The following is a 17,633-nucleotide window of genomic DNA, read 5'->3' on the forward strand; positions in this document are numbered from 1 at the left end:
CGAATCCGGCACAGACCGCGCGGCACGGGCGGTTGCCAGAGCAACAGCGGAGCCCAAGCAAACAAAACAAAGCGGCCCCGGGCTGTTGCCCGGGACCGCTTCAGTGGTGACCCCAGCGGGATTCGAACCCGCGTTACCGCCGTGAGAGGGCAGCGTACTAGGCCGCTATACGATGGGGCCGCGTACTTCCGGATGGTATTTCTACCATCAGGCTCAGTGATTGTTTCATACACAAAGCCGGTGTTTCAAATCGGCCAAACCGCTTGAAACCCCTGATCCGCCGCACCGAAATGCGGCTTTTTCAGAGCTGGGATACCAGGACTCGAACCTAGAATGACGGTACCAGAAACCGTAGTGTTGCCAATTACACCATATCCCAATGGAACTTTCGGGCCGGTCACTCAGGCCTAAACCTTCGCTCCCCGCGCCTCAGCACGAGTAATTACTTTACCCGAGAGTTTTGGCTGGCACAAATCGGCGCCCGGAGCCCCTTCCGAGGCCGCCAACCGGCCCGCGCGGAAACTCCACAACCGACCGCAGGGCGAAGAAACCCTTGCAATTACAGGGTGGACAAGTTTACGCTCGGTAAGTTACCGATGAGTAACAACTCCCCTCCACGCCTCCCGACCGGCAGTTCTACGCTCACTTTCGAATGTTAGCTGCATCACGGCCGGGCGGCCGGGGACCACAGGAGTCCGACACCCACCGTCGAGAGGAACCAACCGTGCCACAAAGTCGTGCCACTGCTCCCCAGAACGTCCGCACCCGCGGCCAACAGATCGCCATAGCTCTCCTTGCCTTGCTACTGATCGCCCTGCTGGGCTTCTACACCTTGGTCACCGGGCGCATCACCGACGGATCCGCGCGACTCAAGGACGGAGCCGGCCAGGCTTCCGCCGGCGCCGATCAGCTTGAGGACGGCGCCGGAAAGCTCGCCACCGGCGCCACTCTGGCAGACACCGGGGCAGGCAAACTCTCCGCCGGAGCGCAGAAGATCCATTCCGGCATCACCACCAAGCTCGCTCCCGGTGCAGACCAGCTCCAGGCCGGCGCCGGGAAACTCGCGGCCGGGGCGGTGAAAATCGAGGCGGACGTCAACAACAAGCTGGCGCCGGGGGTGTACAAAGTCGATGACGGTGCCCGCAAGCTCGCCTCCGGAGCGGAGCAACTCTCAGCCGCGCTGACCCCCACTGCTTCGGGAACCGCGGAAAACAACCTAGCCGACGGCGCCACACAGCTACGCGAGGGAGCGTCCCGCGTGGAGGGCGGCGCAGGCCAGCTTGCCGCAGGGACAACCCAGCTCAAGGGCTACCGCGGTGCCAACGGCAGTCCGGAAGCGGGCACCGGCACCGCAGCCCTGGCCCAGGCGCTGGAGTTGTTGCAGGCTGCGGCCGACGATCCCGTCCAGGGGCTCGTGCCGCTCTCCGTGGTAAAGGACAAAATCGCCAAAATTACGGCGGGTGCCCACAAGCTCGATGCCGGAGCCGCCCAGCTCCAATCCGGGGCCTCCCGGCTCCACGAAGGTACCGGAGAGCTGCGGGCCGGTGCCGCGAAGCTGACTGCGGGTTTCACCACCCTGGGCGGCAAGCTCAACAGCCAGGATCCCGAAAACCCCGGGGTTGTCCTCGGCACGCGTCTTCTGGCCGACGGGACAGCCAAGATCAGGGAAGGCATGGACGGAATACCCGGGAACCCCGACCGTCCGGGCCTGCTCAAGGCGACCGCAAGTATGACCGAGGGCTCCTCCCGGCTTGCCGCCGGGACCACGGCACTGAACGCAGGCATCAAGGGGGACCCTGCGGATCCCGCGAATCCCGGGCTCCTGAGAGGCTCCGAAGCCTTGGCCGCCGGAGCCTCCGAGCTCTCGGAGGGCAACACCAAGCTCGCTTCCGGCTCCTCGCAGCTGGCCACCGGGGCAAGCAAGCTCGCGGACGGGAACGCAAAAGTGGCAGCCGGAACAGAAACACTGCACTCAAGCGCAGCGGCTGTCTCGCCGTCGGACGTGGTGGGCCGGCCCGACGCCGGAACTGCCGTGGGCATGGTGGGCGTGCTGGGACTCGGTTCAGTGGGCGCCTTTATGGCGCTGCGCAACCGTCGGAAAGCGGTGGAAACCGCCTGACCCGGCAGGTGGCCCGGCGATGATCAGGCCGGGCCAGCCGGCCAGCCGTCCCTCCTACCCCAGCAGCTCCGCGAGCGAGCCAACCTGATGACCGGCAAACGCGGACTCCGTTTCCCCGCTGCGGTTCAGCCAGACGCCCAGCAAGCCCGCCGCCGTCGAACCTTCTGCGTCCAGCAGGCGGTTGTCTCCCACATAGAGGGTCTCAGCGGCACTGCTGCCCAGGAGGCGTACGCCCTCCAGGTAGATGGCCGGATCCGGCTTGGGTACGCCCAAGGTGTCCGTTCCCACCAATACGGTGATCCGCTGCAGCCCCGCGGCGTCGAGCTTCACCCGCTGGTAGTCGTGCACGTTGTTGCTGACCGCACCGTAGGGAATCCCTGCGGCGTCGAGGGCGTCCAGGACCGGGGCAACGTCCTCGAACGCACGGACGTAGCCGTGCTGCAGGGCTGCGTAGGAGGTGACCCAGGCATGGGACTCCTCGCCCTCTTCCAGTTCCACTCCGAAGTGCCCCAGGGCAGCACGTCCCCGGAGCAGCCGCTGTTCATTGAAGGTCAGTTCTCCGGCCAGGTAGCGGTCATAGAAGTGTGTGGTCTCGTGCGTGAAGATGCGCCCGAACTTCTCCCACCCGGCCTGGTCCAGGCCGGGCAGGAGATGTTCGCTGACGTCACGCAACGCCGTCGTCATGGCGTACTCCAGGTCCACCAGGGTGTCATCAATGTCGAACAGCACACCCCGGACGACGCCGAAGCCCGTGTGCAGGACACGGCCGCCGTCGCCGCGCATGGCAGTCATCAGCCGCGGAAAGCGTGGAGGCGGGCCAGTGAGGATGCCTTGCCCAGGATGACCATGGATTCAAAGAGCGGCGGGGAGATCCGGCGCCCCGAAACGGCTGTCCGGACCGGACCGAAAGCCAGCCGCGGCTTGATGCCCATGTCCTCCACGAGTGCCTGCTTCAGCGCGGCCTGGATGCTCTCGGCGCTCCAGTCGGTGACGGCGTCCAGGGCCGCTATCGCGGCGTCCAGCACCTCGGTGAGGTTTTCCGGAAGTCCCTTGCGGGCGTCATCCGCAACGTCGATGGCGTCGTCGTTCTTGAACAGGAAGGAAATCATCTCCGGCGCCTCGCCCAGCAAGGCGATGCGCTCCTGGATCAGCGGCGCGGCCTCGGTGAGGATCTCCTCTTCACGGGCGGTCAGCGTCTCGCCCACCAGGTTCGCTGCGCGGAGGTACGGAACCAGGCGGCCCCTGAAGTCGTCCGCGTCCAGCATCCGGATGTGGGTGCCGTTGATCGCTTCGGCCTTCTTGATATCGAAGCGCGCCGGGTTGGCCAGGACGTCATGGACGTCGAAGTGCTCGATCAGCTGTTCCACCGTGAAGATGTCTTCGTCGGCGGACAGGCTCCAACCCAGCAGCGAGAGATAGTTGAGCAGGCCTTCGGGGATGAATCCGCGGTCCCGCAGCAGGAAGAGGTTGGACTGCGGATCACGCTTGGACAGCTTCTTGTTGCCCTCGCCCATAACGTACGGCAGGTGCCCGAAGACGGGCATGTAGCTTGCGACGCCGATCTCCATCAGGGCGCGGATCAGCACCACCTGGCGGGGCGTGGAGGACAGCAGGTCCTCGCCGCGCAGTACGTGGGTGATCCCCATCAGGGCGTCATCCACCGGGTTCACCAGGGTGTACAGCGGAGAACCGTCGGCGCGGACGATCACGTAGTCCGGGATGCTCCCGGCCTTAAAGGTGATTTCGCCGCGGACCATGTCGGTGAAAGTGACGTCCTCGTCTGGCATGCGGACTCGGAGGACCGGTTCGCGGCCCTCGGCCTTGAACGCGGCAACCTGCTCGGCGCTGAGGTTGCGGTCGAAGTTGTCGTAGCCGAGCTTGGGGTCGCGGCCGGCGGCCCGGTGGCGCGCTTCAACTTCCTCCGGCGAGGAGTAGCACTCGTAGGCGTAGCCGGCTTCCAGCAGCTTGGCCACCACGTCCTTGTAGAGGTCAAGACGCTGTGACTGGCGGTACGGCTCATGCGGGCCGCCCGTTTCCACGCCCTCTTCCCACGAGATGCCCAGCCATTTCAGGGCCTCAAGCAGCTGCTCGTAGCTCTCTTCCGAGTCCCGGGCTGCGTCCGTGTCCTCGATGCGGAACACAAAGGTGCCCTGCGTGTGCCGGGCGTAGGCCCAGTTGAACAGCGCCGTACGGATCAGGCCCACGTGCGGGGTGCCCGTGGGCGACGGGCAGAACCGCACCCGGACCGGGGTTTCGGCAGTGACGGCAGGACTGGAGACAGCGTTGGACACAGAAGGAGTAGTCATAGTGTCTCCAACTTTACCGCCTGCCCGGGACTCGGACCCGCCGCGGAATCCGGCACGGAAACGGACAGCCGCCCCGGGATACCCGGGGCGGCTGTCGTGACGTTGGTGCTGTGTGCGGCTAGCGCCGGACAACAGGGTTGGAAAGCCGGCCGATGCCTTCGATCTCCACGTCAAACCGGTCGCCCGCCGCAACCACTCCCACGCCCGCAGGCGTGCCGGTCATGATCACGTCGCCGGGAAGCAGAGTGAAAGCCTGCGACACGATGGAGACAAGCTCACGGACGCCCCGGATCATCTGGCTGGTGCTGCCGTCCTGGCGGAGTTCGCCGTTGAGCCAGCCCTGGATCCGGAGGTCGTCGGTGTCCAGTTCGGTTTCGATCCACGGGCCCAGGGGCGCCGAGGTGTCAAAACCCTTGGCCCGGGCCCACTGCAGGTCGGTCTTCTGGACATCCCGGGCAGTCAGGTCGTTGCCGCAGGTGTAGCCGAAGATGACGTCGTCAACGCGGTCCTCGGGAACGTCCTTGCAGATCCGCCCGATCACGACGCACAGCTCGGCCTCGAAGGAAACCTCCTCAGAGAACTCCGGCAGCACGATGGGATCGTTGGGCCCCACCACCGATGTGTTGGGCTTCAGGAACAGCAGCGGCTGCTGCGGCACGTCATTGCCAAGCTCCCTGGCATGCTCCACGAAGTTGCGCCCGACGCCCACCACCTTGCTGCGCGGAATGATGGGTGCGAGCAGCCGCACGTCTTCAAGCTTGTACTTGACGGTGCTGCGTTCAACGCCGTTGAAGAAAGGGTCACCCTTGATGACAGTGACTTCCTCACTGCCGGGCTCGCCTTCCACAACGCCGTAAAGGGGATCAGAATCAGCTACAAATCGGGCGATACGCATGGTTCCTAGCGTACAGTCCTCCGGAACGGCGTCCTGCCGCAGGCGCTGCCGTGCCGACCCCGGCCAGGTGCTCAGGCGCGGAGGAACTCCAGCTGGGCTGCGACTGAATTCTCCGCCGCCGGACGGACGGCGGGATCGATGTCCGCATAGACGGCATCTGTGATTTCGCCCAACCCGGCATCGGGCCCCAGCTCCATCAGGGCCGCACGGATCTGCGCGAGCCGTTCCTGGCGGTGGTCGCGGTAGGCGCGGACCACCGCGTCCAGCGCCGGCAGGACCGCGCCGTGCCCGGGCAGGACAGTGGCAGGACCAATCCTTTCCAGTCTGTCCAGGGTGGCCAGGTAGTCGCCCAGTTTGCCGTCGGGAAAATCCAGGACCGTGGTGCCACGGCCCAGGATGGTGTCGCCGGTGAGCACCGAGCCGTGCGGGCCATCACCTGGCAGATGGAAACAGAGCGAGTCGGACGTGTGGCCGGGAGCGGCAATGACGCGTAGCTCCACCCCGGCGGCAAAGAGGGTTTCACCGTCAGCCAGCGGATTCCCGCCGTGACAGTGCCGGGCATCCGCAGCGCGGACCGGCGCCCCTGTGAGTTCGTGGAAGCGCCCCGCCGCCGCGGTGTGGTCGGCATGGCGGTGCGTGATGAGGATGAGCTCCACCCTCCCCGCGGCAGCCAGTTCCTGCAGGTGTCGTTCGTCCAACGGCCCGGGGTCCACCACCACGGTAGTCTCCGATCCGGGCCGGCCCAGCAGGTACGAATTGGTCCCGTCCAGGCTCATGGGGCCGGGGTTGGGTGCCAGCCGGAAACGGGCCAGGTCGCTGGCGGGAAGAATCGATGGTGAGGATTCGGGATTCACCGTTCCATCTTCGCATTCAAACGCACGACGCCGGGCGGGCCGAAATCATTTCGGTCCGCCCGGCGTCGTGGTTCAGTCGGGTGGTGCGTGAGTCTGAAGGACCCTAGGCGAGGCGCATCAGCCAGCCGTGCGTGTCCTCGACCGTGCCTGTCTGGATGCCAAGGAGCTGCTCGCGGATGGCCATGGTGGTCTCCCCTGCCTTCGCGTCCTCGGAGCCAATGAACTCCGTAGCGTCCTTGAGTACACCGATGGGCGTAATCACGGCGGCAGTCCCGCAGGCGAAGACCTCGGTGATCTCCCCCGAAGCCACACCGTCGCGCCATTCGTCCAGGGTGATCTTGCGCTCGGTGACGGTACGGCCCATGTCCTTGGCCACCTGCATGACGGACATCCGGGTGACGCCCTCCAGGATGGTTCCGGTCAGTGCGGGCGTGACCAGCGAGCCGTCCTTCATGACGAAGAAGACGTTCATGCCGCCGAGTTCTTCAACAGCGTTGTCATTGAACTGGTCCAGGAAGAGGACCTGCTTGCAGCCGTGGGCCTCGGCCTCCTGCTGGGCGATCAGGGACGCGGCATAGTTGCCGCCGCACTTGGCTGCTCCGGTCCCGCCGCGGCCTGCGCGGGCGTACTCGCGGGAGATCCAGATCGACACGGGCTTCAGCTCGCCGCCGAAGTAGTTGCCGGCCGGGGAAGCGATCACGCGGAAGGAGACTTCCCTGGCCGCGCGCACACCAAGGAACGCTTCGGTGGCGATCATGAACGGACGGAGGTAGAGCGCCTCGCCGTCCCCGGCCGGGACCCACTCCCGGTCGGCCTGCACAAGCTCGCGGATGGCACCGAGGAAGTACTCTTCCGGAAGTTCCGGCAGCGCCAGCCTGCGGGCGGACTTGTTCAGGCGGGCGGCATTCGCCTCCGGGCGGAACGTCCAGACTGAGCCGTCGGCATGGCGGTAGGCCTTGAGTCCCTCGAAGATCTCCTGGCCGTAGTGCAGCACGGCCGCCGACGGGTCAAGCGAGATGGGACCGTATGCCTCGATGCGCGCGTCATGCCAGCCGCCCTTGCCGTTCTCGTCAACGCTGTAGTCGACAATCGCAGTGTGGTCGGTGAAATAGTTGCCGAAACCCGGGTTCGCCAGGATGGCAGCACGCTCTTCAGCAGACTTCGGGGTTACCGAGGGCTGATGGGTGAATTCGACGCCATGGGCAGTCTGAGTCATGGTTCCTCCACGGTCGGCTGCCTGGTGTGTGAACGTGGTTCAGCGTCGGACCACGGCAGCATTTTGGTGATTCGAGACAAGCTTACGCCCGATGCGGGACCCTACAGGGCGGCGACGATCGCATCGCCGATCGCGCTGGTGGTGCGCGCCCGGCCATCGCGGCTTTCGACGTCGGCGATGACTGCCGCCTCGATCTTCTTCGCTGCATCTGCGTAGCCGAGATGGTCCAGCAGCATTGCCGCTGAGAGGATTGCCGCCGTAGGATCGGCTTTTTGCTGGCCGGCGATGTCGGGGGCAGATCCGTGCACGGGTTCGAACATGGAGGGTGCGGTGCGTTCCATGTTGATGTTGCCCGATGCCGCCAGGCCGATGCCGCCGGTGATGGCTGCGGCGAGGTCGGTGATGATGTCGCCAAAAAGGTTGTCTGTGACGATGACGTCGAAGCGCCCGGGGTCGGTGACCATGAAGATCGTGGCTGCGTCGATGTGCAGGTAGTCGTGGGTGACATCAGGGAATTCCTGGGCCACCGCCTCAACGGTGCGCTTCCACAAGTGGCCGGCATAGACAAGGACATTGTGCTTGTGCACCAGCGTGACGTGCTTGCGCGGACGTTCGCTGGCACGGCGGAACGCGTCCCGGACAACCCGCTCCACACCGTGGGCAGTGTTCAGCGAAACCTCGGTGGCAACTTCGTGCCTGGTCCCGGCACGCAGGGTGCCGCCATTGCCGACGTACGGACCTTCGGTGCCTTCACGGACCACGATGAAATCGATCTTGCCGGGGTTGGCGAGCGGGCTGCCGACGCTGCCAAAGAGGCGCGACGGCCGCAGGTTGACGAAGTGGTCAAGGCTGAAGCGGAGCTTCAGCAGCATCTCGCGCTCGATGATGCCGGACGGGATCCGCGTGTCACCGGGGGCTGCACCGACGGCGCCGAACAGGATCGCATCCCGGGTGCGGAGATCGCTCAGCACTTCCTCCGGAAGGGTCTCCCCTGTCTCAAGCCAATGCTGGGCTCCGAGCTTGTAATGGGTCTGCTCCAAGGTGACGCCTTCGGCGGCCACCACCTTCTCCAGGACCTTCAAGGCTTCGGCGATGACCTCCGGGCCGATGCCGTCGCCGGGAATGACAGCAAGATTTATCGTGGGTGCGCTCATGTTTTCAGGGTAGCCAAGGCATCCACATGATGGTCAAGTTGTCTCAATATTCGAACACACCGGAAACGGCGAATCGTCAGCTTCCTTGCACAGGCGACGCCACGACGGCGACGTTCTTGCCCCAGGGGTCCTCCGTGTAGCAGCTGATGAGGACCAGGCGGTTGGGGACCACCGCCCAGATGGGGCTGTCCTTCAGGGTTGCCTTTGTGTAGGTGGTGACCGTGTCGACGCGGTAGGTCATGGCCCCGGTTGACGTGGTGACGGTCAGCTCGTCCCCGGCCGCGGCAGCTGAACTCAAGTGGTTGAACGGCGCGTCCAGCCCTTCCCAGCTGTGTCCGATGACATAGCTTGTGTTGGCGGAACCGGCGCCTGGTTTCCCGAACGGCGTCAGCCAGTAACCATCCATCGTCTCCGGCGGGACGATGCTGTGGCTTGCAGCATCGACGGACTCGGGTTCCAACGGGTGAACCACAACATCCATGCCGGCGGCGGGGTAGGTAATGCGCTGCGGAGCAGATGCAACCGGCTCGGAAGAAGCAGGTTCCGGCTCGGGCAGCCCGCCAACAGCCAGCGGAAGTGCGGGCAAGCCAACCGGATCCGCTGCCGCGCCAGGTTCCCGAACCACACCGTCCGCCGCAGGCACTGGCGCCGGCGGCTCCGGCAAGCGCTCCGAAAGGACTGTGGCCGCCGGTTCCCCGGCTGCAGGTCCTCCGTGGCTGGCACCCCCGGTCACGCCGTAGGCCAGCCAGGCTCCAAGAATCCCCGTGACGCAGGCGCCCAGCACCAGTAGGTCCCTGAGGCTAAGAATCAGCCCCCGGACACCGGCGCTATTCCTGTGCCGGTTCCGTTGAAGACAGACCATGGGGGGCTCCTTGGGGCGCCGAAACTGGAAGGACGGAAAACGCTGGGGCGGGTACCGTAATGCCACGGCACCCGCCCCCGGTCTGGTTCCCTAGCTGTTCGCCCGGCGGAACCGCAGGCCGCTCTTCACGAGCACCCAGGCGCCGACTGTGGCGAAGAAGCCGGTCACCGCGGCGAGCCACTGCGGAATGCCGGCGTCGGACTTGCCGACTGCGGTCTGGACGTTGTAGCCCTCGTTGCTTGCTGCCGGAACGGCGCCTGCTGCAGCACCCTTCGGCGTTGACGTCACAGGTGTCACCACAGAGCCTGCAACTGGCAGAGCCCCGGGGAGCGCCGCTACCGGCGGGGCAGCTGCCGGCGGAACAACGGCTTCCACGGGGGTTACAACCACTACCCCGTCGCCCGGATCCACCGGACCCGGATCCACCGGGTCCACCGGGTCCACCGGGTCCACCGGATCCACCGGGTCCACCGGGTCCACCGGATCCACCGGATCCACCGGATCCACCGGCGCGGCCGCGACGCAGTTGTTAGCGAGCAAAATGACGTTGGCTTCTGTCAGGTTTTGCCCATAGGGCATGTCGTCACCGCCGTTGGCCGGAACGATGTCGCCGGTGTCGCCAACGTGCGCCCCAAGGGCATTCAGGTTGATCGTCTCGGCTAGATAGGGGTTTGATGCCGAGCCGGTGGCGTGGCAGATGGTAATTTTCGTTTCCGGGGCGGCGTTCGCCGCTACTGTGGCGCCCATAAGTCCGAGGCCCACCACCCCCAGAGTGGCGATTGTCCGTTTCATGTTCGGTCCCTCCATACCAAATCCGATCGAACGGACAGACTGCGCGGAGTAACCGTCTTCGAGACCAGGAAAAGCAACTGCGTGAGACCTCAAACAGCGAATTGAAGTTGACAGTTACTCCCCAGACAGTGTCGTCAGTTCGCTTGCCTTTTCAGGCTAGGTTTGCGGCGGGAGTTAAACCCGAGTAACAGGTACGCGTTTACTCAACCGGACGCAGGTACCAATTACTTGCTTCGTGAATATATTCACTCGCATGCATAGGGAGGACTACTTGGAACTCGCCTGACGCCGCGGCGGCACGGGCACGGCATTCACGCGGGAACACAAAACGCTCCCCTGCTTGCCAGGCAAGCGAGGGAGCGTCGGTGGGTTGGTCCGTTCAGGGGCGAAAGGCCGAGGAACTATCCTTCGGCCGGTTCCTCGTACTTCGGGAAGATCGGGGAAGGAGCCGGGAGTTCCGTCCCGGGAACAAGCGGCGTGGCGATCGCCGCGAACCGGCGGGCCTCGCCGTCGGGCTGGCCGAGGGTGTCCAGGAGGGCGGCGGACGCCTTCGGCATGACCGGCTGGACCAGGATCGCAACGATCCTGAGCACCTCAAGCGTCACGTACAGCACAGTGTTCATGCGCTCGACGTCGGTCTTCCGCAGCACCCATGGCGCCTGCTCGGCAAAGTATGCGTTGGTGTCGCCAAGGACGCCCCAGATCGCTTCCAGGGCGCGGCTGAATTCCTGCTTCTCGAACGCGGCCCGGGCTGCCTCCAGCAGGCTGTTGGCCTGCTTCAGCAGCGCGGAGTCCTCCGCCGTGAAGGCGCCGGGAACCGGAACCCGTCCCTCGCAGTTCTTGGCGACCATGGACAGTGAACGCTGTGCCAGGTTTCCGAAGTTGTTGGCGAGGTCCGAGTTCATCCGGCCCACGATGGCCTCATGGCTGTAGCTGCCGTCGGCGCCGAAAGGAACCTCCCGCAGGAAGAAGAAACGCACCTGGTCAAGGCCATACTGGGCCACGAAGTCCGACGGCGCCACCACGTTGCCCAGCGACTTGGACATCTTGACACCGTTGTTGTTAAGGAAGCCGTGGATCATGATCCGCTTGGGCAGCTCCAGCCCGGCGCTCATCAGGAACGCCGGCCAATAAATGGCGTGGAACCGGGAAATGTCCTTGCCGATCACGTGGACATCGGCCGGCCAGTACTTCTTGAATGAATCGGATTCGGTGTCCGGGTAGCCCACGCCGGTGAGGTAGTTGGTCAACGCATCCACCCACACGTACATCACGTGCTTGTCATTACCGGGGACGGGAACACCCCAGTCGAACGTCGTCCGGCTGATGGAGAGGTCCTCGAGCCCGCGCTTGACGAAGCTGATGACCTCGTTGAAACGGGACTGCGGTGCACCGAATTCGGGGTGTGCTTCATACAGCGCCAGCAGCTTGTCCTGGTAGGCGGAAAGACGGAAGAAGTAGCTCTCCTCGGCCGTCCACGTCAGTTCGGTATCCGTCTCGCGCGAGTAGCGGAGGCCGTCCTCCTTGACCACGGTCTCGTCCTCAACGTAGTACGCCTCGTCGCGGACCGAGTACCAGCCTTCGTACTTGGACAGGTAGATGTCCCCGTTGGCCTCCATCTTCTTCCAGATGGCCTGGGATGCGGCGTAGTGGTCCTCGTCCGTGGTGCGGATGAAGCGGTCGTACGAGATTCCCAGGGCGGCATGGGCGGCCTTGTAGATTTCGGCGTTCCGGTCAACGAGTTCCTTCGGCGTGATGCCTTCCTTATCCGCCGTCTGCGCGATCTTCATCCCGTGCTCGTCGGTGCCGGTCAGGAAGAAGACGTCGTAACCGTCCAGGCGCTTGAACCGTGCCATCGCGTCCGTAGCAATGTACTCATAGGCGTGGCCAATGTGGGGCACACCGTTGGGGTACGTGATGGCAGTGGTGATGTAGAACGGGGTCTGGGCTGAAGACGACACTCTGGGAAGTTACCTTTTTTCGGAAGCGTGGCGGGCCGGGAGCTGGGAATGCTACCCCTAAATCTAGATCAGTTCGGTCAGGGTATCGCTGAGCCGGACAAGTTCGTGGTCATGTGACGCCACCAGCACGGCTATTCCGTCGGACGTGGTGTCCTTGAGGATGCTGATAATGCGGTTGGCCGAGGTGCGGTCCAGGCTTGCCGTGGGTTCGTCGACCACGAGAACGCGTGTTCCGAGGATCAGGGCGCGGGCAATCGCCACGCGCTGACGCTCGCCTCCGGACAGCTGGGCCGGGCGGTGGCGCATGCGCCGCCCCAGGCCCACAAGGTCCAGGAGGTCCTTGGCCATGTCCCGGCGCTGGTCCACTTCGCCGTCCGGCACGGCCGGCAACAGCACGTTCTCCAGGGCGCTCATGCCGTCGATCAGGGCGCCGCCCTGGTCAACGTAGCCGATCAGGGCCCGGCGGCGGTCGGCGATTTCGTCGTCGCCCATGCTCTCCAGCGACTGGCCTTCCCAGAAGACACGGCCCGACGTCGGCAGGGTGAGCCCGGCGCCCACGGTCAGGATGCTGGTCTTGCCGGAGCCGCTTCGGCCGGCGACGCAGTGCATCTCCCCGGCGTGGAGCGTCAGGTCAAAGCCTTCGACGACGTTGACGGCGTCGGCCCCGCCCTTCTGGCCGCCGTAGCGGATGGTGATGTTACTCAGTTCCAGCGGGGTCCCGTGGTCCGCGGCCTTCAGGATGGTGTTGGCACGGGTCTGGAGCGAGCCGTCCCCGGCGTCATCCTGGGGAATCCGGTCGAGATTCAGGTCGTTGTTCATTGGACCACTTTCGTTGCAATTGGAATCCAGCAAAGTACAGCCACGAGTCCGGCCAGGGCGGCCCAGAGCGCGGCATAGGGTGCGAGCAGGAGACCGATGCCGAGGGCGCCGACCACGCCCAACGGCAGGGCCACCGAGCCCACGAGGGCGTTTTCGAACAGCCGGACCTGGCCAAGCATGTCCGGGTTCCAGCCCATGGCTTCAAGGGTGCCAAGGTACTGGCGTTTGGCCTGCAGCTCGAAGCGCCCGGTGACGAGGGTCAGCACCAGGCCCACGGCTACGCCCGACAGTGCCAGGACGATGCTGGGCAGTGCCACGCTGGCCGCTGCCAGTCCGCTCAGGGCGCTTGCGCCGGCGGCCCGCGGGATGTCGATCAGCAAGGCGATCAGACCGCCCACGGCGGCGCCGAAGACGCCCACTGCCACAGCCAGTGAGATGGTGTTGAATTTGTTGGTGCTCAGCTGGCGGTTGGCGAACGTGAGCGGGGAATCAACGGCGATCAGGCGCTCGTCGTGCTGCGGCTCCTGGTCCACTTCGTCACGGTGCCTCAGCTGCCTTGCCGCGAAGTAGGCCGCGGCGGCGTAGAGAACCAGGACTGAAGCGGAAACGATGACCGTAGCAACGTTCCAGCTGAGCAGGCTCAGGACGGTGCCGGCGATCGCCAGGAGGGCGGCTCCCACGCCGAACTCCGCGAGCACCCAGCTCCGGATCCTCTTCTGGGTCCAGCCCATGGCCCGCAGGGTGCCGGCTTCGCGGCGGCGCTGGCGGATGTAGCTGACTGTGGAGGCACCGGTGAGCAAGGCCGCGCCGCACAACGTGAGGAACAGCAGCGTGATGTTGGTACCGGTCAATGAGCCGGACACGGCGTCGGCGGCATCCTGGCGGACCCACGATTGGGTGACAGTGCCGAGCGGGGATTCCTTGCCGGCGTCGTCCTTGGAGTAACCCGGCACAAAGATGTTGGCGTCTTCACGCGCGGAGCCGGCAACCACGGTTGCTTCCAGTCCCATGTCCCGGATTTCGTTCGCGAGCTTCTCCACCTCCGGCTGCGATTCCTTCCAGCTGCCGGGCGCCTTGGCCCGGACCCGGACGGCATCGATCACCGAAGCATTCTCTTCATATCCGCGGGCCGCGGCGAGGCCGTAGTAGTCGGTAATGGCACCGGCGGACTGGCTGACCAGGCCCGTGGCGCTCAGTGAGGGCTTGAGTACGGTGTTCTCCACCTTTTTGCCCTGTGCGTCCTCGGTCAGGGTAAGCGGTGAGGGGTCGTAGCCGCCCAGGGGCAGCCGGTTGACGTCCCCTGCGGCTTCCTTGACCTTATCGGCGTCGAACGTGCCGTAGACCATGGCCAGGGGTGCCGCGACCTTGGTGCCGGTCTGCAGGCTTTCGCGGTAGGAGCGCTCGTCTACGGGCTCGCGCTGGGTCTGGTCGACGGGTGCGCCGCCGGCGCCCTTCTCCGGGAGCCGGTTGACGGTGATCCACTCCCCCGGCGTGGCGGTCTTGTCAACGGCGCCGTTGCCGGCGGTGGCGCCGTCGGTGTACTTGGGGGCGGAGGCGAAGTCGGTGCTCCACGTTGCCGGGTTGTAGAGGCCCTGGCTGAAGTTGCCGGTGTTTCCCAGGAGCTGGGAGTAGTCCTGCGAGCCCGGCCACGAGAGTGCGAACGGTGATTTGGAAACGAAGGGCAGGTAGTCCTTGTCCAGCGACCTGGTCACCGTGCCGACATCCTTGACCACGTTTCCGGAGTCGTCGATTTCTTCGATCTTCACGGAGTACTTGAGGTCCAGGGACGTGCCGGAGCGGACGATCAGCGGGATGGCCTGGGAGTCTGCGGTGAGCTGGCCGTTACGCTTTGCCTGCTGGTACTGGGTCATCAGGGGCGCCCAGTACTTGAGCTTGACGCCGAGGAAGTCAGGTCCCTCTTCGAGTTCCTTCATGCTGATGCCAGTGGTGAACAGGCTCTCGAAATGCCGGCCAATGGCTCCGGCGTTCCGGGCGTCCGCCGGCGGCGCCTTTTCGAGCGGAGCCAGGAAGTCGCCGGCAGTGCCCAGCAAGGCACGTTCGGAGACGGGGTCGACGGCGACGACGGACTCGGTCACCTGCGGGGCCAGCGGCAGTGACACTGAAAGGTTGAAGAGGTTGTGTTCGGATCCGCCTGCGGGGGCCGGGAACTTGATGCCGGTTTCCCCCTCGGCGCCCGCGATGCGGATACTCTTGCCGCCTGCGGCCTGCTCCTCGATGAGCCTGGCCTTGCCGAGGGAACCCTCGGCCATGGACTTGAACAGGGTCTGTTCCGAATGGCCGTCCGAGCTGACGGCACTGGCGGTCAGCCGGTACTTCTTGGCCTTGTCAGTGAGGACCGATTCCGCTGCCGGCCACTTGCTGGGATCGGTTGCGCCGGGTTCACCGGCGGTGGCCGTGCCCACGAGTCCGGAGTTGAAGCCCAGGTAGTCCATGGCGTCAAGGCGCGGAGATTCGAGGTTCTGGGATACCCGTGACACCAGGCTGATGGGGGCCGCCACGGACGTACCGGACAGTTTCCGGATGCTGTCCAGCTGGTCGAAGCTGATGCCGCCCTGGCCGTTGGCGATTTCCGGCTGCATGAGCACTCCGCCGGAACCCGCCTTGGCCTGGACCAGGATGTCATAGAGTCCGCGGGAATTCTGGTCGACTGTTCGGTTGAGCGCTGCCTGCGACTGGCCCTGGACGAGGACGGACAGGCACATGGCGACGATCAAAATGGCCGCGGTCAGCAAAAGCACTCGGCTTCTGATGAACCTCTGGACGGCGTTCATTGGGCTCCCTGAAAAGCTGGATTGCGTGAGCGCACACCTCAGTCCACACCTAATGGATGTGAAGGCGTCCCCTGCCGGATGTGCAAAAAATAATGGCCGGTCTGCCGGCCGGATCCGAAAATCGGACCCAGCCATTGTACGCAGACCGGCCAATCATACGTGGCAGAAGTTAACGTCTGTCACGAGAAGTTCACCGAATAGGCGGGAGGTCAGTCTTCGAGGTCGACTTCCCGTACCATCTCGGCGCCGATGCCGGCCTTGATCGCGTCAAGGACCTGCTGCGGAACCGAGCTGTCAATGGTCAGGAGGGCCAGGACCTGGCCGCCCTCAGCCTGGCGCGCAACCTGCATGCCGGCAATGTTGATGTTGTTCATGCCCAGGATGTGCCCGATAGTACCGATCACGCCGGGACGGTCCGCGTAGGCCACCACCACCAGGTGCTCGCTGATGGGGATTTCCACCTCGTAGCCGTTGACACCCACGAGCTTCTGGATCTGCTTGGGACCCGTCAGCGTTCCGGCCACCGAGATCTGGCTGCCGTCGCTGAGGGCGCCGCGCAGAGTCAGGAGGTTGCGGTACGACTCGGTGTCGGGAGTGGTGATGAGGCGCACGTTGATGCCGCGCTGCTCTGCAATGACCGGGGCGTTGACGTAGGAAACCTGTTCCGTCACGACGTCGGCGAAGATGCCCTTCAGGGCGGCCAGTTCCAGCACCTTGACGTCGAGGGAGGCGATCTCACCGGCAACTTCGACGTCGAACTGCGTCAGGGATGCATGGGTGAGGGCGGTGAAGATGCGGCCCAGCTTCTCGATCAGCGGGATGCCCGGACGGACGTCCGGCGCGATGACGCCGCCGGCAACGTTGACTGCGTCCGGAACCAGTTCCCCGGCCAGGGCAAGCCGAACCGACTTGGCCACGGAAACGCCTGCTTTTTCCTGCGCTTCGTCAGTGGATGCGCCCAGGTGCGGGGTGACCACCACGTTATCCATCGCGAAGAACGGCAGGTCGGTGCTGGGTTCCTTGACGAAGACGTCAACACCGGCGCCGGCGATTTCGCCGTCCTTCAGGGCGGCGTGGAGGGCTTCCTCGTCCACCAGACCGCCGCGGGCCACGTTGATGACGTAGGCGGTCTTCTTCATCTTCTTAAATGCCTCGGCGCCGAGCATGCCCACCGTTTCAGGCGTCTTGGGCATGTGGATGGTGATGAAGTCGGACTGCGCCAGCAGCTCGTCCAGGGTGACCAGCTGCACGCCCAGCTGGGCGGCGCGGGCGGAGGTGATGTAGGGGTCGTACGCCAGGATCTTGGTGTCGAAGCCCTTCAGGCGGGCTGCCACCAGGGCGCCGATCCGGCCGAGGCCGATGATGCCGATCTTCTTCTCGTAAAGTTCAATGCCCGTGTACTTGGAGCGCTTCCATTCGCCGTCCTTGAGCGCGGCGCTGGCCTGCGGAATGTGGCGGGCGAGGCTCAGGATGTGGCCCACGGTCAGTTCGGCAGCGGAGACGATGTTCGACGTCGGCGCGTTGACGACCATGACACCGGCCTGCGTGGCGGCCTTGATGTCGACGTTGTCCAAGCCGACCCCTGCGCGGGCAATGACCTTGAGGTTCTTGGCCGCGGCGATGGCTTCGGCGTCCACCTGCGTGGCGGAGCGGACCAGGATTGCGTCAACATCCGCGATGGCAGAAAGCAGCTGGGAACGGTCGGCGCCGTCGGTCTGGCGGATTTCGAAGTCCGGGCCGAGGGCCTCGACTGTGGCGGGTGAAAGTTCTTCGGCGAGCAGTACTACGGGTTTTGACACGGCTGATCCTCTGCGTTGCAGTCCGGGGGATAAATCAAGTCTAGGCTGACGGAAAGGCCGGGCT

General features: G+C 65.0%; 13 protein-coding genes and 2 tRNA genes. 1 reads left to right on the forward strand and 14 read right to left on the reverse strand.

Annotated features, from left to right (window positions below):
* Positions 1 to 104: 104 nt before the first annotated feature.
* Positions 105 to 180 (reverse strand) — tRNA-Glu (locus JOE41_RS02585).
* Positions 181 to 307: 127 nt separating this feature from the next.
* Positions 308 to 379: transfer RNA gene (locus JOE41_RS02590), tRNA-Gln, on the reverse strand.
* A 345-nt stretch (positions 380 to 724) separates the two neighbouring features.
* On the opposite strand from JOE41_RS02590, the gene JOE41_RS02595 reads away from it, so the two are divergent.
* Positions 725 to 2,119, forward strand: a complete 1,395-nt coding sequence (locus tag JOE41_RS02595) for a hypothetical protein (protein ID WP_209750723.1) — start codon at positions 725 to 727, stop codon at positions 2,117 to 2,119.
* A 54-nt stretch (positions 2,120 to 2,173) separates the two neighbouring features.
* Here JOE41_RS02595 and JOE41_RS02600 read toward each other — a convergent pair whose 3' ends face one another.
* The 12 genes from JOE41_RS02600 to serA all read right to left on the reverse strand — a co-directional run bounded on the left by JOE41_RS02600 (position 2,174) and on the right by serA (position 17,569).
* Complete coding sequence (locus JOE41_RS02600; RefSeq protein ID WP_011692366.1) at positions 2,174 to 2,911, reverse strand: HAD family hydrolase; 738 nt, start codon at positions 2,909 to 2,911, stop codon at positions 2,174 to 2,176.
* Positions 2,911 to 4,425, reverse strand: coding sequence for a glutamate--tRNA ligase (gltX, locus tag JOE41_RS02605; RefSeq protein ID WP_209750725.1), 1,515 nt, complete (start codon positions 4,423 to 4,425; stop codon positions 2,911 to 2,913). Before gltX ends, JOE41_RS02600 begins: the two co-directional genes overlap by 1 nt.
* Before the next feature lie 118 nt (positions 4,426 to 4,543).
* Positions 4,544 to 5,320: a fumarylacetoacetate hydrolase family protein gene (locus tag JOE41_RS02610; protein ID WP_011692368.1), complete on the reverse strand. Its 777-nt coding sequence runs from the start codon at positions 5,318 to 5,320 to the stop codon at positions 4,544 to 4,546.
* 71 nt (positions 5,321 to 5,391) lie between these two features.
* Positions 5,392 to 6,174: an MBL fold metallo-hydrolase gene (locus JOE41_RS02615; RefSeq protein ID WP_209750728.1), complete on the reverse strand. Its 783-nt coding sequence runs from the start codon at positions 6,172 to 6,174 to the stop codon at positions 5,392 to 5,394.
* Between the two features lie 103 nt (positions 6,175 to 6,277).
* Positions 6,278 to 7,390, reverse strand: coding sequence for a branched-chain amino acid aminotransferase (locus JOE41_RS02620; RefSeq protein ID WP_209750730.1), 1,113 nt, complete (start codon positions 7,388 to 7,390; stop codon positions 6,278 to 6,280).
* Between the two features lie 101 nt (positions 7,391 to 7,491).
* The gene (locus JOE41_RS02625) at positions 7,492 to 8,544 is read right to left on the reverse strand and encodes a 3-isopropylmalate dehydrogenase (protein ID WP_209750732.1); all 1,053 of its coding nucleotides are present in this window, start codon (positions 8,542 to 8,544) and stop codon (positions 7,492 to 7,494) included.
* Positions 8,545 to 8,620: 76 nt separating this feature from the next.
* Positions 8,621 to 9,406 carry a class F sortase gene (locus tag JOE41_RS02630; protein WP_011692372.1) on the reverse strand — a complete coding sequence of 262 codons (786 nt, stop codon included), beginning with the start codon at positions 9,404 to 9,406 and terminating at the stop codon, positions 8,621 to 8,623.
* Between the two features lie 90 nt (positions 9,407 to 9,496).
* On the reverse strand, positions 9,497 to 10,198 hold the full coding sequence (locus JOE41_RS02635) for a hypothetical protein (protein WP_209750734.1): 702 nt from the start codon (positions 10,196 to 10,198) through the stop codon (positions 9,497 to 9,499).
* Positions 10,199 to 10,599: 401 nt separating this feature from the next.
* The gene (gene metG, locus JOE41_RS02640; RefSeq protein WP_209750736.1) at positions 10,600 to 12,159 is read right to left on the reverse strand and encodes a methionine--tRNA ligase; all 1,560 of its coding nucleotides are present in this window, start codon (positions 12,157 to 12,159) and stop codon (positions 10,600 to 10,602) included.
* A gap of 63 nt (positions 12,160 to 12,222) precedes the next feature.
* Complete coding sequence (locus JOE41_RS02645; protein WP_011692375.1) at positions 12,223 to 12,978, reverse strand: ABC transporter ATP-binding protein; 756 nt, start codon at positions 12,976 to 12,978, stop codon at positions 12,223 to 12,225.
* Positions 12,975 to 15,770 carry an ABC transporter permease gene (locus JOE41_RS02650; RefSeq protein WP_209750738.1) on the reverse strand — a complete coding sequence of 932 codons (2,796 nt, stop codon included), beginning with the start codon at positions 15,768 to 15,770 and terminating at the stop codon, positions 12,975 to 12,977. The genes JOE41_RS02645 and JOE41_RS02650 overlap by 4 nt, the downstream gene beginning before the upstream one ends.
* 209 nt (positions 15,771 to 15,979) lie before the next feature.
* On the reverse strand, positions 15,980 to 17,569 hold the full coding sequence (serA, locus tag JOE41_RS02655; protein ID WP_011692377.1) for a phosphoglycerate dehydrogenase: 1,590 nt from the start codon (positions 17,567 to 17,569) through the stop codon (positions 15,980 to 15,982).
* Between the last annotated feature and the right edge of the window lie 64 nt (positions 17,570 to 17,633).

The sequence above is a fragment of the Arthrobacter sp. PvP103 genome (assembly GCF_017833075.1).
Lineage (GTDB): Bacteria > Actinomycetota > Actinomycetes > Actinomycetales > Micrococcaceae > Arthrobacter.